Source organism: Citrobacter sp. FP75, from assembly GCF_018342065.1.
In the GTDB taxonomy this organism is placed as follows: Bacteria; Pseudomonadota; Gammaproteobacteria; order Enterobacterales; family Enterobacteriaceae; genus Citrobacter.
This window is the reverse complement of sequence record NZ_JAFDOE010000007.1, coordinates 181,629-194,952: the sequence shown is the minus strand read 5'-3', so window position 1 is coordinate 194,952 and position 13,324 is coordinate 181,629. Positions and strand designations below refer to the sequence as shown.

The window sequence follows — 13,324 nt, the reverse complement described above, 5'->3', positions numbered from 1 at the left end:
ATGCAGAGTTTCAGTAAATTTACCCCTTATATACCTGACGATCCCAATAAGCCTAAAAATATAGACGGTCAGAGCGTCATGTATTTGCAGGATGAAAAAGGTAATGACTGGTATGAAATTAGAGGGTTATTTGACGAATCAACCACACTGAAAATTGGCTATGACGATGATGGCCGGGTGAGAACCTTTACGACAGATGTTAATGCGTTTTTTCCGGTTAATCTGAGTGCGGTTGAAGTTCCTGCTACAGAAGAGAACCTCCGTGTGACCTTGGGCGATGACTGGTTTTATAAAGACGGAAAATTACAGCAAATTCGGGATTACCAGTCTATCGCAGCTGCGGAACGTGACAGACGTATGGCTGAAGCAACAACACGTATTAATTGGCTGGAAGCTGCACAGCAGGACGGTGATATTTCTGCTGATGAAGAAGCTGAACTGACGGCATTACGCGCATATCGCACCACGTTACGTCGTCTTGATTTGTCAGTTGCGCCTGATATTAACTGGCCTGTACGTCCGGGAGCGTAGGCTATTCGGGTTTTTCTGTATCAACAGGCGTAACGTTCACTCTGCATTTCTTACATTCCGAAAGTGCGGCGGTTTTTTCCGTCGCCATTCCTTCATCGCGGCGTCCTGTCGCAGTGCAATTGTGACAGTTAGCTCATATTTTTTGGACTGTTCGGTTTATCTGTTCCTTCTCGTGCTCGCTGGCGTCAGTATTGATCGCGGGCTGTGTCATCATCGGTTTAACCCGAACATCAGTATCCGGGAACATCCGGTGAACCCTCTCTTACTGAATTACGTCATCAAGGATGCCAGGACCGCAGAGTTTGATGACTGTACGGCGATGTGAGCATGTCTTATTAAGCGATGTATAGTGATCGCCAGTGAAGAGGTCAATTATCATTTCGGTCTGGATTGTTAGACAAACCAATCCCTACTTTTACCGCAGCGAACAACATGATGCACAGAGTGGTAATTACGGCAAACACTAATGAAAGGCTGGTAATCATAACGTTTCTTTAAGTCAGATGGATTCTATTTTTAGACTACTGCACAGGGAAAAGGTTCCTGACAGCTACCATGCTGGCTCTTCAAGAAGATATTACCGCAACCTGGCGTATGCAGGAGTGGAACGCAGCTTACTGGTGATCTGTCGAGGGTTTCATCCCAGTAATTCCCCAAAGTTTTCACGTGCAAAAGATAGGCATAAAAAAGACGTAATTTTTTATTTTTAAACAGTTTTTTAATCTAAAGCCCGATTTGGTTGAGAGTATCATCCCAAAAATCGCAAGAGTCACTTTTGTCATCGCGGAAAGTGAAGCAGTATGCAAGGCGTCAATTCATTTTCAACCAGTATGATTCCTGGCAAACGTTATGAAATTGCTTTTTCATTGGTCTGATATCCTGTCCAGCCGCATCGATTACTTCCCAACAGATCCAGCATTCAGGACAAGCATTAGCGGAGCTTTTCATTGCTTCAAGCTCATTAGTGTAGCCGATTACCACACCACTCTCATGAAGCCATACCTTAGAGACAGACTCAACTTCTGCCAAGTCATCTTTTTCCCAACTCTCTTGAATGCAATTTACTTCCTTTCCGTTTTTAATAGCATTCACATAATACCTTAAGTCGATCATCACCTGATTCGTCGCAACAAATAATTGTGGTAAAGCATATATTATCTTATTGCTTCTCCCGCAACATCACTGTCGTAAAAAAACGACCAATCCCACGCTGTCAACCTTTGGCATCGATTCACTTATTTAGGTATACACACCTGATTGACCCTGACCCAAAGTCCTTCCCCATTCAGAAGCAGAATTTAGGTACGATGAACACTCCCCCCTGAGCGTCACCTGCGTGCCAAAAGCGGTCGCTTGAGAGACATCCAACCCCATCTCCTGTACACTATCGTTCATAATTTGAATGATCTATGGGTATCAGTTTATGGTTAGCAAAAAAGAGATGATGGAGCATTATGTCATCGATCCTCAGGATAGCTACTTTGTTAATGGTGTACCGCCGATTGAGAATATTTCGGTCGTTGCTTATGATCCCTCATGGCCGGAAATATATTCAGAACTGGAATCTAAAATTAAGTATATATTAGGTTCGAATTTGCTAAAAATTGATCATGTGGATTCTACGGCAGTGCCTAGTCTGGCCGCTAAACCCGTTATTGATATTGACGTGACGGTTGCTGATGCTGCGGATGAAGAAGTATATTTGTTAGCGCTTGAAAAGCTTGGGTATAGACTAATTGTTCGTGAACCTCGCTTCCATGGTCACCGTCTTTTTCATTATGAAAATCCTAGAGTTAACCTGCATGTTTTTACTCGGGACACCCCTGAAACAGCTCGTCATTTGCTTTTCCGAGATTGGCTTAGACAGTCAGAAAAGGACTGCAAATTATATGCTGATGCCAAATTTGAGGCAATTAAAGGTTGCAGCTTTGATATTCATAAATATCATGACAATAAAAGTAAAGTGGTACACGATATCTATCAGAGGATTTTTAAACATTTGGGCTATATTTGATGTGCTATATACTGGAAAGGATAAAATCCACACGTTCCTCTACTGAAGTACATGGTAATTCAATCAATTGATAGTCATACATACGATATGTTTTCACCATTACGTGATATGTCGCGACGGCAACATCGAAAGATTGTTTGCGCTCTGTGTCCTGTACATATATGTCACGCCAGGGTGGTGCAATAAATACGATTCGATTATAGCGAAATTTCTCGATGGCGTTTTCCAGATGCCTCGGTATGGAAAGCTCAGAAAGACGTAAATAACCCACAACATCAGGAACACCACGGTCGAAGAAGCAGGGTTGTGTTTGCCCTTCCGCTTCATGCCACGAACGCATTTCCCAGGATAGCATCAGTTCTGCAAATGCACTCTGGTTAGCCCACGGTAATGCATCACCGCCGATGTTAACCTGGTCTTGTATCACACCTCTTCCAGCTTCTTTAGAACACCAAAACCCTCGTTTTATAATCGTATCAATTATCGTGCTTTTGCCTGACCCAGGGCCACCAGTCAGAATGAATCGATGCTGAAAAACTGAAGACATTGAACTCTCCCAAACTTTCTTAGACGCGATGATTTAGCAATTGATGGCGTACTTTTAGCGTATCACCATATTACCTGCTGATGACACGACTAACTACTTCTTATCCCCATTTAAATGTCCGCTCCTCGCTCTCAGCGGACCTTCAGCTCAGTCAGCTTGTCCGCATTGTGCTATAAGCGGATGTTGACAGTTTTAGCTTATTTCAACAAACGGGGAGCGGATTAAAGCCGGGCATTAGCGTATGGCAGGATGGAAAAAGTTAGTAGTATCATTTCACTCAGTAGGGATTTCAACATTGCAGACACTGTCAGGCGGTCATAATCCCAAACTAGTTGCAGTTGTCAGGCAATTCCAATGTTTGAAGACAAGATATCAATCAGGGCACAGGTATTAGCCGTGAGCCCTCCCTTACGCCATATCAGTTCCGTTGTTATTTGGCTGTTTTCACTTTCAAAGGGATGGATTGTGATGAGTTCCTGTGTCGGAAACGTATCGAGGATTGGTGTTGGTATCACGCCCGCGCCCATTCCTGCACTGACGCCGCCCAGAATGGCATGGTAGGAAGACATTTCTGCCAGCCTGTAAGGTCTGATCCCTGCCTCTCTGAACCAGGCTGTTAGCCGGTCGCGATAGGAGCAGCCGTCACTGAATACCAGCAACGTTGTGTGAGTTAAATCGGCAGCAGAACGTATTGGCGGGAAATTTGCTGCGGCGATAATAACCAGTTCTTCCTTGTAAACAGCCATGCGTTCCAGTCTGTCATCAGCCGGTGCGTCAGCAATGAAGGCTGCATCAAGTTCGTGACTAAGCACTGCATCGAGCAATGTGCGGCTTATCCCGGTAACCAGCTCCACCGACACTGATTGATGTTGCTGGTAGAGGCGTGCCAGCGGCTCTGGCAACCTTGTTGCAGCCATACTGTCGAGCGCGCCCAATCTGAACCGACCACCAGGGACCGGCTTCACCATCTGCTGTTCTGCTAAAGTAACCAGCTCGATAATCTTCAGTGCATTGTCATAAAGCATCTGGCCTTCATTTGTTGGAAGAAACCGACGACCAGATTTTACAAACAGTGTGGTGCCAAGCTGGCTCTCCAGGTTCTGAACTCGAGTGGTTATTGCTGAGGGGACTCGGCAGAGCACATTTGCTGCTGCAGTAATGGTACCTGTTTCTACCAGTGCTATGATGGTTCGGAAGTCAGTTACATCCATAAATTTACCATAATTGAAAATTAGATTCTATTTTATTCAATTGAAATGAATCTACATGTTTTTTAATTTATTTACTCCATTTAAATAGCTACCAGCCCCAGTTAGCCTCAACCACTTGTTGTTCCTGGCAAGATTGTCACGGTTGATTAATACGGGAGCTTTTGAGGGTAAAATGAAGAAACTTGGATTAATCGGCGGTACCGGACCTGAATCGACATTGCTCTACTATCGCAAATTTGTTTATGAAGCTAACAAAAGAATTGGCGATACATTCTTTCCGCCTCTAACTATTGAAAGTATCAACGTATATGACGTCCTGGCTATGTGTGGAAGGGAAGATTATGAAGCTCTGACGAAGTACCTGGCAAAGGCTGTCGGGAATCTGGTGGCCGCAGGGGCTGAAGTCGTCGCCTTGACCGGTAACACACCACATATCGTCTTCAATGAACTCCAGTCGTGTACCACGGTTCCTCTTGTCAGCATTATAGAGTCCACTTGTGCAGAAGTTCAGACTCAGGGCCTGAAGAAAGTCGGGCTGGTAGGGACAAGATTTACAATGGAGGCTGACTTCTTCAAACGGCCTTTCACTGAAGCTGGCATTCAGGTAGTCATCCCGCATAGTGATGAGATTGATTACATCGCAGATAAAATCCACGATGAACTCGAAAGAGGCATTATAAAGCCACAGACGCGAGACAAGTTTACCGCTGTAATTGAACGGATGTGTCAGGATGAAGGCATTGAGGCCATCATCCTGGGATGCACAGAACTTCCCCTTTTGTTCGTGGGTACAGAGTTACCTGTTAAAGCACTGGATACGGTTGATATTCACATTGAGACGTTGTTTAAAGCTCTTCAGTAGCATTTAACATGAGTGTTTCGGAAACAACAGGGAGCGACCTGCTCTCTGTTGTTTAACACCCCACGATTTAAGTAATGCCTTTATCATACAGCGAATTTCCGCTGTTCGCTCATAGCGGACCGTTAGGACTGTATAAGCTTCATCATTGAGGTTTGCAGTCAGCGGTAACTTATTGATTATGGGTATAATGCGCACGATCAAAATCCCTATTCTGAATAGCTCTGATTGTTGTTTTAACGCTAAAAGTGGTTATCAAAACCTAAAAAAATATATTTATAATCAGTGGGTTAGGGAACGCCCAATAGTCAGTAGAACATATGTGAATTGATGAAATTATGCTTTTATATCAGATGGTTGCGGCTGAATGATCTAACTAATGCTGCGCCACATGGGTTGGACTGAAGCGGCTGATTTAATTGTTAAAGGTATGAGCGGTGAGATCAACGCCAAGACCGTAACCTATGACTTTGAAAGTCTTATGGATGGTGCTAAGCTGCTGAAATGTTCAGAGTTTGGTGACGCGATCATCGAAAACATGTAATCCACATTCTGGGTTGTATGAGAACGGGAGCCGAGAGGTTCCCGTTTTTTTGTGCCTGCAAAATTGTCTCCCAAAACTCTTCCCCAAAAAACAGGTGTGTTCACCCTGTTTTTACATCGACGACTATCCAATTCTTAGCGAAAGCAACACAAGTAATGCTGAGGTTATTGGCAGTGCATTGACGGCATACAGTTCTACGTTTGTCCTTATTGTGAATAAGAGCAAATTGAAATTTGTTCGTAGTGGGAGTTTAATGCGCCTTTTCTGGCGCATTGTTTTTAGATTATAAAACCCCTTATCTCTTTATGAGAATAATATTACTTTCTACTGTGTTTTGAATACCACTTTCAATGGATGTGTAAGTGACAGTCATACCCATAGTCAATTTGTTTGTTGGTGCATCATAAGCGCCATTCCAGTATTCAAATACTGACTCATCCCACATGCCTGACCGGTACCACGGGAAAATACCAACTGCAATTAATTTCTTTCCTGATAAATAGGCATGGCGTGTATTTGAATCATTTAATTCATATCTCCATTCCCCTAATGGTGATTTTTTGTTTATGAGGAAACCCTCAAAAAAACCAAGGTTTGGATCTTCCCTGGTGATAGTTATCTCATAATTTTCATCTTCACTTAAATATGTTCCCGTTAAATCATTTAAATATGTTCCCATGGAAATAATCTCCTGTTTTCCTTAGTTAACTTTCATTAAATATTAACTCTCTATCTGATGTTAGGTTAGTTGATCTTGATCATTTGTATTGAGTCTTTGGGATTTATTACAAAAAAATCATCTATTGATTGATGGTATAAACCCTCCCTTTAGCTATTTTGGTGGCGAATGAGTAAAGACAACTTTGATTTAGTCAGGCTTCTTTTGGCATTTGGGATCTTACTGGTACATGCAGCGGGTATTACGGATACTCAGGAGTTAAATTTTATTTTTAATTACCTTACAGGTGACACGCTGGTAAAGTGCTTTTTTGTTATAAGTGGTTATCTTGTGACTAAAAGTTATTACAGAGACTCGGGTGTAAATTTCTTTATCAAACGTGCATTGCGGGTTTTTCCTGCCTATCTGTTTGTTGTGTTTGCAGCTGTTTGTATGGGAGCTATTATTACATCTTACTCTTTGGGGGAGTTTTTCAGTAACAAAAGCACCTTGCGTTACATTTTATTCAATACTATCTCGCTTAATTTTTTAGCAGATTCACTACCCGGTGTTTTTGTTCATAATCCGCTCAGGTCAGTGGATGGCTCACTTTGGACGATTAAGTCTGAAATTATTCTTTATTCATCAATGCCATTTTATCACTTCCTCTTCAAAAGGGTGGGGTTTACTACCTTCTTCATCATTTTTTTAGGGGCTTTCGGCTGGGTTTATTATTTTTTATACGTACACCATACACCTTCAAGAGTTCTTGCCATGCAATTCGTTGGGCTGGCGTTGTATTATTATGGTGGAGTATTGTTTGCCTCATTGAAGAATGAGAAAAAAGCAATATCATTTACTTTTCTGTACTCATTAGGGCTACACTGGTTAATTTCTTTTCCGTTGGCACGGTTTTTAATTGAACCTGCACTGGTTGTGTCTGGCATTCTTTTTATATGCTTAGCTCTTCCTTGCATTGCTAACTTACAAAAAATTGGGGATCTATCTTATGGTATATATCTTTATAATTTCCCTGTAATTCAGGTTATTTGTAATTATGGCTTTTTTAAAACAAGTCCTTACACGGCATTATTGCTTTCGACAATTTTTACCATTGGAATGGCTTTATTTTCCTGGAATATCATTGAGAAGAAATCATTAAGCCTGAAGACGCGTCTTACAATACCGAAAGATACGTTCTGGAAAAAACAACAATCTATTTGATATAACTAAAGGCCACTTATAACCAGTGGTCTTTTTACAGAGGTATGGAGATCCCAAAGAATAGTGGATTATCATATCTCCTCGATAACCATAGCAATTAAGCCTGTGAGAATGGGGGGGCGCAACCACACAGCATGCAAGGGCATGGTTGCGGCAGACTGGCGAACGTTCGATAGTGCGAGTATTGAATGATTGCCAGTCGCGGTAGATTGTACTTATCCAGTGTGATGAATTAGTGTGTTTAATCTGAAACAAGCCACATATCAGCCTCTTCAAACATTTCCTGAACCGTTCGGCTGATCTGCTCTTTCTCATGCTTGCTGGCGTCAGTGTTTATCGCCGGCAGTGTCATCATCGGTTTAACCCGAACATCAGCATCGGGGAAGATCCGGTGAACCCTCTTACTCAATTCGCCCAGAATGATCTCTTTTGCATCGGGTAGACCATCAAAATTCCTTTTGTCATAAACGAGTTCTACGAACATTGCTTATTGCCTTTTCTACTGGATGGATATACAGCTTTATACTGTGTTTTTATCCGATATTCAAGAGGGGTCTAATGATGCCACGACGTAGCGATATTGAAATGGCCTTGCATGCTTCTATACAGCGAGAACCGAATGGCCCGGAAGACTGTCACTACACAGCGATTTGTCCAGGAAATGAGTAAGGTTACCGAACTTATCATCAACCACACCTGATTAATCTGGAGAACAGGAGGAGGGGGGGCCAGAAGACAGTGATGGTTACAATTCCTTTGGGGTGATCACGTACATCATCAATGATGCAAGGAACTCAGAATTTGATGATTGCCCGGTTATGTAGATAGAAACACATCCATGGGAAAGGATAATTATGCTTGTTTGGTGTTTAATTAACCACTCATGATATCTAATATTTTAGTTAAAAATATTAGATATCAATCACAAAGATTTAATGACAACCGTCTTTGTAATGACTATAAATTTACCCACTCGCTACGGATATAGCGTATCCAATATGCACTGCTGTGTGATTACGGGTGCCTGACTGATGTCAGCAGGCACCTGGTTTTTCATCATCGACTACACAGCCGCTATATTGTCTGGCAAATTCAATAGTCCTGGCGGTGTTTCTCCCCAGTAATTTCCCGGAGCTTCCCCACTCAGAAAACAGGCATAAAAAACGACGCAACAGGCTGGTTTTTAGAGGATTTTTGGTTGACACGAGACTCCGCCCCCATGACGGTGAGCTACCGTCTTTAGGGTTGCTATGTGCTGTGAGTTCAATGGGTTGAAGCGGCTGACCTGATCGTCAAAGGTATGAGCGATCCGCCGGAAAAACAACAATGCATCTGTAGATGCGCAAAAAATAAACCTTTATATTTGTAAGTGTTTATTTTGCGTTGACTAAACAGATGGTTTTTTCTGCGCAGACACACCAAAATCTAGCGTGCTTAAATAACAGTATAGACCTTTCTTAATCATTATTAAAAAATATATTTTAACTAACTCATTGATTTTATTGGGTTAAGTTGTGAGTGAGCTTATGGCATCAATAATACCTGGTCAGCATATATAAATAGCATGATATCTAAATTATAATTCTTTTACATCCGGTAGACAGGTGAGGTTAGAATGCGTTTAATTGTCATGTTGTTAAGCTTTGTAGTCTCCACCCAGGTCTGGGCTGGTGAGCTTTCCAAACCTGTTGGTAAAGTCCTTTTAACACTGTCTGGTAATATAGAAAATACAAATCAAGACGGGAAAGCTGTTTTTGATATCGCCAGCCTTGAGAAACTGGGCATGGTAAGTTTCCAGACGACCTCTCCCTGGTATAATGGCCGCACTACATTTACGGGTATTTCCCTGCAAAAGCTCATGGATTATGTTGGGGCGAGCGGTACTCTTGTAAAGGTCACTGCGCTCAATGACTACACCACCGTTATCCCTCTCAGTGATTTTAAGAAATACAATGTTATCCTTGCTTTAAAAATCAACGGAGAATATATGCGCATCCGTGATAAAGGTCCGTTATTTATTGTGTATCCCTATGACAGCATACCTGAACTGAATAATCAGATTTATTATTCAAGGTCAGCATGGCAGGTCAGTAAAATGGATATTGAGTAGGCGTTCAGAGGAATATCATGAACAGAATACTGGCTGGCATCATATTTTTCCTTTTCATATCTACCGGGTATATATCTTTCCTTGTGCATGAAAGGCAACAAGAGTTACAGAAGTTGACGCAATACACCGATTCATGGTCTGCCGCACAAATGGTATCAGAGTATTACCGATTCGAATCATGGCTTGGTCTTTACACCATCGATAATACGATTAAGCTCGATGACGTACGCCTGCGTCTCGATATTATGCTCAGCCAGAGTGATTTGATAAAAGAAGGTGATTTGGGGCACTATATAGAAGGTAATAAAATGCATCGTGAGTTGGCGGTAAAACTTGAAAACACCCTTAATTATCTGGATGTTAATCTCGAGAAAATGAACCGCTCAGAACTCCAGACATATCTGAAAGTAATGCATGAGTTGGATGCGCCGTTAGGCCGTTTTTCATCCGGTGCGTTAAACAAAGATGTTAACTCGATTAATAATGCCAACCTCAAAATTCAAACTCTGTACTATATTTATTCGGCGACGTCTGTACTGCTGATAATATTGAGTGCGATTCTGGGCGTGCTGATAATCTATCAGAACAGAAACATTCTGAGAGGGCATCTTCAGGTTAAGAGCCTTGCTGAAGAACTGCAGAATTCTAAAGAAAAACTGCAAATCCAGAATGCAAAGCTGGAATATGACGTCTACCATGACTCTCTTACTGAGATGAATAATCGCCATTTTTTCTGGGGAAGTTTAAATAAAACAATCGAAGTGGCTGAAAAGAATAACAATTCTGTGACTGTGATGTTGTTTGATTTAGACCGATTCAAGGAGGTAAATGATACGTATGGTCATGATGCCGGTGATATGTTATTACGCCAGATCTCCCACCGCCTGATTTCGATGAGCCTTGCCTCAGATACCCTTTATCGCTTAGGTGGGGATGAGTTTGCGTTTATCTCGAGCGGCCTGACTGAGGGGCGTGCTGTTTCACGAGCTCAAAAAATATGTGAATTTATCAACCAGCCCTACACTATTTATAATACGATTGTAAATATCACTACCTGTGTCGGCATTGTTATCTCAGAAACTGAACGCCGCTCCGACTATCTTTATAAATTTGCCGATCTGGCACTTTATGAAGCCAAAAATGAAGGCTCAGGTAAGATAAAAGTCTTCCGGCAACGAATGTTAGAAAAGCTGCAAGAAAGCCGAACCCTTGAACATGATATGGCAATGGCATTAGTGAATAAAGAATTCGTTGTTTATTATCAGCCCATTGTAGATTCTTTTAGCCAGGAAATTTACAGCTATGAGGCTCTTATTCGTTGGATACATCCTCTCAAGGGCCTCCTGTCGCCGGATAGTTTTATTCCTGTTGCTGAAAAAACAGGAATGATTAACGAGATGGGGAAATCTGTGCTTGAAATTGCCTGCAGGGAAGCGGCCTCCTGGGCTGTTCCGGCTAAAATTTCAGTAAATGTCTCTCCTGTCCAGCTAAGCAGCAAAGCCTTTGCGGGGATAGTGTTGTCCATTCTGAAAGAAACAGAACTTCCGCCTGACCGTCTTGAGCTGGAAGTGACTGAATCCTCTCTCTTTACTGAGAGCACTACGCCGATGAATACACTTAATAAGCTCAGAGCCCTGGGTGTGAAAATCTCCATCGATGATTTTGGTACTGGATACTCTTCTCTTTCGCGACTGAGTAGACTTGCCTTTGATAAAATAAAAATAGACAAGTCCTTTGTACATTCAATATCTACACAGGAAGACGCTCTTAATATCATCAAACTCATCACTGGCATGGCGAAATCCCTCAATATGAAGGCTGTTGCAGAAGGTGTTGAAACGCAGGAACAGCTGGAAAGTCTTCGGGCACTGGGCTGCGATTTCGCACAAGGATATCTGTTTGGTAAACCTCAGCCTTGTGTCGATGGGGAAATCAGAAACGGTTAAATTGCGAACAATCCTTCTGCCCGTGGATTCAGGGCAGCAGTTTTAGTTGACCACTACAAATCGTCGTAGCGTGTTCACCCAACGACAACTTTTACTCTGGGTTTGGACAACAGAATCATTATCAGCTCTGTGAAAGTGACAGGCTTATAGAAATAGTATCCCTGTAGTAACGTGATATTATTTTTGTTCAGATAGTCGAGTTGCTCCTGCGTTTCGACACCCTCTGCAACAATGCTCAAAGATAGTTTGCGGGCCAGATCCAGCACACAATCTAAAATTCTGGTTGAATCAGGATCTGCATTGACTCGGCCGATAAAACTCTGGTCAATTTTAATATAATCGATGTGTAAATCATGAAGATAAGAAAGCCCCGAATAGCCTGTGCCAAAATCATCAAGCGCTATAACAAAGCCGTTCTCATGCAGTGTATTTAGTCTCCGGACAAGATTCTCATCGACATGTAAGGGTTCTCGTTCGGTGACTTCGATGACTAAATGTAAATCACTGCGGTTGAAACTATCTCTGTATTTCAGACATTCTTCCACGAATGTGGGAGAGATGATATGGGATGCGCTATAGTTAATCCCAATATGAAATCCTTCCGGTAACTTGCTGGAAATGGTATTCATATTTTTAACAACTTGCATCATCAGGCTCTGGGTTAGCGGTATGATAAGACCCGACTTCTCGGCAACAGGAATAAAGGATGCGGGGGAGATATATCCTGCCCTCGGGTGCTTCCATCTTGCCAATACTTCAACGCCACGTAGTGTCCCGTCTCTGCCATTTACAATCATTTGGTAAAATGGAACGATTTCGCCAGCTATAATTGCTCTACGCAGAGTTTCTTCAGGTGTGTCATTTTTTTTGAAATAAATATCAAGAAAGTAGGCAGTTACACAGGATATTAGCAGGATGAAAATCAGTATGCCCGAACCTTTAGTGACAATTCTGGCTAGACTAAATAACGGTGGCTGATTGTAGATTATACTGTAACGATATTTCGTAGACTCGATCCGCCCGGCAAGTTGTCTGCTGGCGTTTATTGTCGTCACATCACCAGACGTACCGATGACACTCTCACCGACTTGTAAAGAATAAGTTACTCCTTTCAATGGAACATTCAATGCATCCCGAATGTGCTGATCGCTAATGGTGACTAAAATGCGGCTTGCCACAAAATTTGTCTGGTATAACAGTAACGGTAGTTCATTGGCGGAGTCTTTTGCAGGCACAAGGAGTAGGTTTGTATCAGACATACTGGGAACGTGGTTTAACAACACGCGATTACCTGGCAGCGATGAACACCATACCGTGCCTCTCTTGATTATGATAATAGTTCGCAAATGAGGCTTCAGAGCAGCTTCAGTACCGAGCTGATATTGTTCTTCCAGATTGCATCCCTCAATCACGATATCCATAGCGGTTCGGGTTGCCAGTGAAGCTTCATCGAGGATCCGATTTATATTTTTTTCTGCATACTTAGCCCCAGCAAGGCTGTCGGCGTTTGATGAATACCATAGCTGTAGGCTCAGAATAGAAACGCCGGCAAGAGAAAGGCACACAGCAACGATTATTGGAAGAAGTGTACTGCGCATGATTTTGTCCTGTGGCGAAAAGAGTGGGAATTTCCTGGCCAGGTCGCCTTATACAGAAATAATGGTAGACAGAGTTGGAAAT

General features: G+C 42.3%; 13 protein-coding genes and 3 pseudogenes. 8 read left to right on the top strand and 8 right to left on the bottom strand.

Translation table 11 applies throughout. From position 1 onward, the window contains the following. The gene (locus JQ822_RS20370; RefSeq protein ID WP_213134995.1) at positions 1 to 531 is read left to right on the top strand and encodes a tail fiber assembly protein; all 531 of its coding nucleotides are present in this window, start codon (positions 1 to 3) and stop codon (positions 529 to 531) included. Between the two features lie 133 nt (positions 532 to 664). Here JQ822_RS20370 and JQ822_RS20365 read toward each other — a convergent pair. From JQ822_RS20365 to JQ822_RS20360, 3 genes and pseudogenes are all read right to left on the bottom strand, one after another. Continuing rightward, positions 665 to 793: pseudogene (locus JQ822_RS20365) on the bottom strand (DinI-like family protein); the annotation flags it as partial. Positions 794 to 899: 106 nt separating this feature from the next. Further along, entirely contained in the window at positions 900 to 1,016 is a 117-nt protein-coding gene (locus JQ822_RS24695) for a YnaM/YnfT family protein (RefSeq protein WP_352446998.1), read from the bottom strand. Between the two features lie 325 nt (positions 1,017 to 1,341). Then, positions 1,342 to 1,623: a hypothetical protein gene (locus JQ822_RS20360; protein ID WP_231593807.1), complete on the bottom strand. Its 282-nt coding sequence runs from the start codon at positions 1,621 to 1,623 to the stop codon at positions 1,342 to 1,344. Positions 1,624 to 1,954: 331 nt separating this feature from the next. On the opposite strand from JQ822_RS20360, the gene JQ822_RS20355 reads away from it, so the two are divergent. Next, positions 1,955 to 2,545: a GrpB family protein gene (locus JQ822_RS20355; RefSeq protein WP_244849036.1), complete on the top strand. Its 591-nt coding sequence runs from the start codon at positions 1,955 to 1,957 to the stop codon at positions 2,543 to 2,545. Between the two features lie 4 nt (positions 2,546 to 2,549). On the opposite strand, the gene JQ822_RS20350 is transcribed toward JQ822_RS20355, so the two are convergent. Together JQ822_RS20350 and JQ822_RS20345 are read right to left on the bottom strand one after the other, a co-directional pair. After that, positions 2,550 to 3,092, bottom strand: a complete 543-nt coding sequence (locus tag JQ822_RS20350) for an AAA family ATPase (protein ID WP_110277578.1) — start codon at positions 3,090 to 3,092, stop codon at positions 2,550 to 2,552. A 341-nt stretch (positions 3,093 to 3,433) separates the two neighbouring features. After that, positions 3,434 to 4,303 carry a LysR family transcriptional regulator gene (locus tag JQ822_RS20345; RefSeq protein WP_213134993.1) on the bottom strand — a complete coding sequence of 290 codons (870 nt, stop codon included), beginning with the start codon at positions 4,301 to 4,303 and terminating at the stop codon, positions 3,434 to 3,436. Between the two features lie 172 nt (positions 4,304 to 4,475). Between JQ822_RS20345 and JQ822_RS20340 the strand changes: the two genes are divergently transcribed. Next, positions 4,476 to 5,165 carry an aspartate/glutamate racemase family protein gene (locus JQ822_RS20340; RefSeq protein WP_213134992.1) on the top strand — a complete coding sequence of 230 codons (690 nt, stop codon included), beginning with the start codon at positions 4,476 to 4,478 and terminating at the stop codon, positions 5,163 to 5,165. A gap of 373 nt (positions 5,166 to 5,538) precedes the next feature. Then, positions 5,539 to 5,706: pseudogene (locus JQ822_RS20335) on the top strand (NADP-dependent isocitrate dehydrogenase); the annotation flags it as partial. Between the two features lie 295 nt (positions 5,707 to 6,001). On the opposite strand, the gene JQ822_RS20330 reads toward JQ822_RS20335, so the two are convergent. After that, positions 6,002 to 6,385, bottom strand: a complete 384-nt coding sequence (locus JQ822_RS20330) for a hypothetical protein (protein ID WP_213134991.1) — start codon at positions 6,383 to 6,385, stop codon at positions 6,002 to 6,004. A gap of 168 nt (positions 6,386 to 6,553) precedes the next feature. Between JQ822_RS20330 and JQ822_RS20325 the strand changes: the two genes are divergently transcribed. Next, complete coding sequence (locus tag JQ822_RS20325) at positions 6,554 to 7,588, top strand: acyltransferase family protein (RefSeq protein WP_213134990.1); 1,035 nt, start codon at positions 6,554 to 6,556, stop codon at positions 7,586 to 7,588. A gap of 241 nt (positions 7,589 to 7,829) precedes the next feature. On the opposite strand, the gene JQ822_RS20320 is transcribed toward JQ822_RS20325, so the two are convergent. After that, complete coding sequence (locus JQ822_RS20320) at positions 7,830 to 8,072, bottom strand: DinI family protein (RefSeq protein WP_213134989.1); 243 nt, start codon at positions 8,070 to 8,072, stop codon at positions 7,830 to 7,832. A 188-nt stretch (positions 8,073 to 8,260) separates the two neighbouring features. Between JQ822_RS20320 and JQ822_RS24440 the strand changes: the two are divergent. From JQ822_RS24440 to JQ822_RS20310, 3 genes and pseudogenes are all read left to right on the top strand, one after another. Beyond that, positions 8,261 to 8,412 (top strand): annotated as a pseudogene (locus tag JQ822_RS24440) (S24 family peptidase); the annotation flags it as partial. Between the two features lie 791 nt (positions 8,413 to 9,203). Continuing rightward, entirely contained in the window at positions 9,204 to 9,698 is a 495-nt protein-coding gene (locus JQ822_RS20315) for a molybdopterin-dependent oxidoreductase (protein ID WP_213134988.1), read from the top strand. Between the two features lie 17 nt (positions 9,699 to 9,715). Then, on the top strand, positions 9,716 to 11,644 hold the full coding sequence (locus JQ822_RS20310; RefSeq protein ID WP_213134987.1) for a putative bifunctional diguanylate cyclase/phosphodiesterase: 1,929 nt from the start codon (positions 9,716 to 9,718) through the stop codon (positions 11,642 to 11,644). A gap of 74 nt (positions 11,645 to 11,718) precedes the next feature. Here the strand turns inward: JQ822_RS20310 and JQ822_RS20305 are convergent, their stop codons facing one another. Further along, positions 11,719 to 13,242 (bottom strand): EAL domain-containing protein, encoded by a 1,524-nt coding sequence (locus JQ822_RS20305; RefSeq protein WP_213134986.1) that lies wholly within the window; start codon positions 13,240 to 13,242, stop codon positions 11,719 to 11,721. Between the last annotated feature and the right edge of the window lie 82 nt (positions 13,243 to 13,324).

Bases quoted from the DNA above. Each gene is read 5' to 3' on its own strand.
- JQ822_RS20370 (WP_213134995.1), top strand. From the start codon at position 1: ATGCAGAGTTTCAGTAAATTTACCCCTTATATACCTGACGATCCCAAT.
- JQ822_RS24695 (WP_352446998.1), bottom strand. From the start codon at position 1,016: ATGATTACCAGCCTTTCATTAGTGTTTGCCGTAATTACCACTCTGTGC.
- JQ822_RS20355 (WP_244849036.1), top strand. From the start codon at position 1,955: ATGGTTAGCAAAAAAGAGATGATGGAGCATTATGTCATCGATCCTCAG.
- JQ822_RS20350 (WP_110277578.1), bottom strand. From the start codon at position 3,092: ATGTCTTCAGTTTTTCAGCATCGATTCATTCTGACTGGTGGCCCTGGG.
- JQ822_RS20345 (WP_213134993.1), bottom strand. From the start codon at position 4,303: ATGGATGTAACTGACTTCCGAACCATCATAGCACTGGTAGAAACAGGT.
- JQ822_RS20340 (WP_213134992.1), top strand. From the start codon at position 4,476: ATGAAGAAACTTGGATTAATCGGCGGTACCGGACCTGAATCGACATTG.
- JQ822_RS20330 (WP_213134991.1), bottom strand. From the start codon at position 6,385: ATGGGAACATATTTAAATGATTTAACGGGAACATATTTAAGTGAAGAT.
- JQ822_RS20325 (WP_213134990.1), top strand. From the start codon at position 6,554: ATGAGTAAAGACAACTTTGATTTAGTCAGGCTTCTTTTGGCATTTGGG.
- JQ822_RS20320 (WP_213134989.1), bottom strand. From the start codon at position 8,072: ATGTTCGTAGAACTCGTTTATGACAAAAGGAATTTTGATGGTCTACCC.
- JQ822_RS20315 (WP_213134988.1), top strand. From the start codon at position 9,204: ATGCGTTTAATTGTCATGTTGTTAAGCTTTGTAGTCTCCACCCAGGTC.
- JQ822_RS20310 (WP_213134987.1), top strand. From the start codon at position 9,716: ATGAACAGAATACTGGCTGGCATCATATTTTTCCTTTTCATATCTACC.
- JQ822_RS20305 (WP_213134986.1), bottom strand. From the start codon at position 13,242: ATGCGCAGTACACTTCTTCCAATAATCGTTGCTGTGTGCCTTTCTCTT.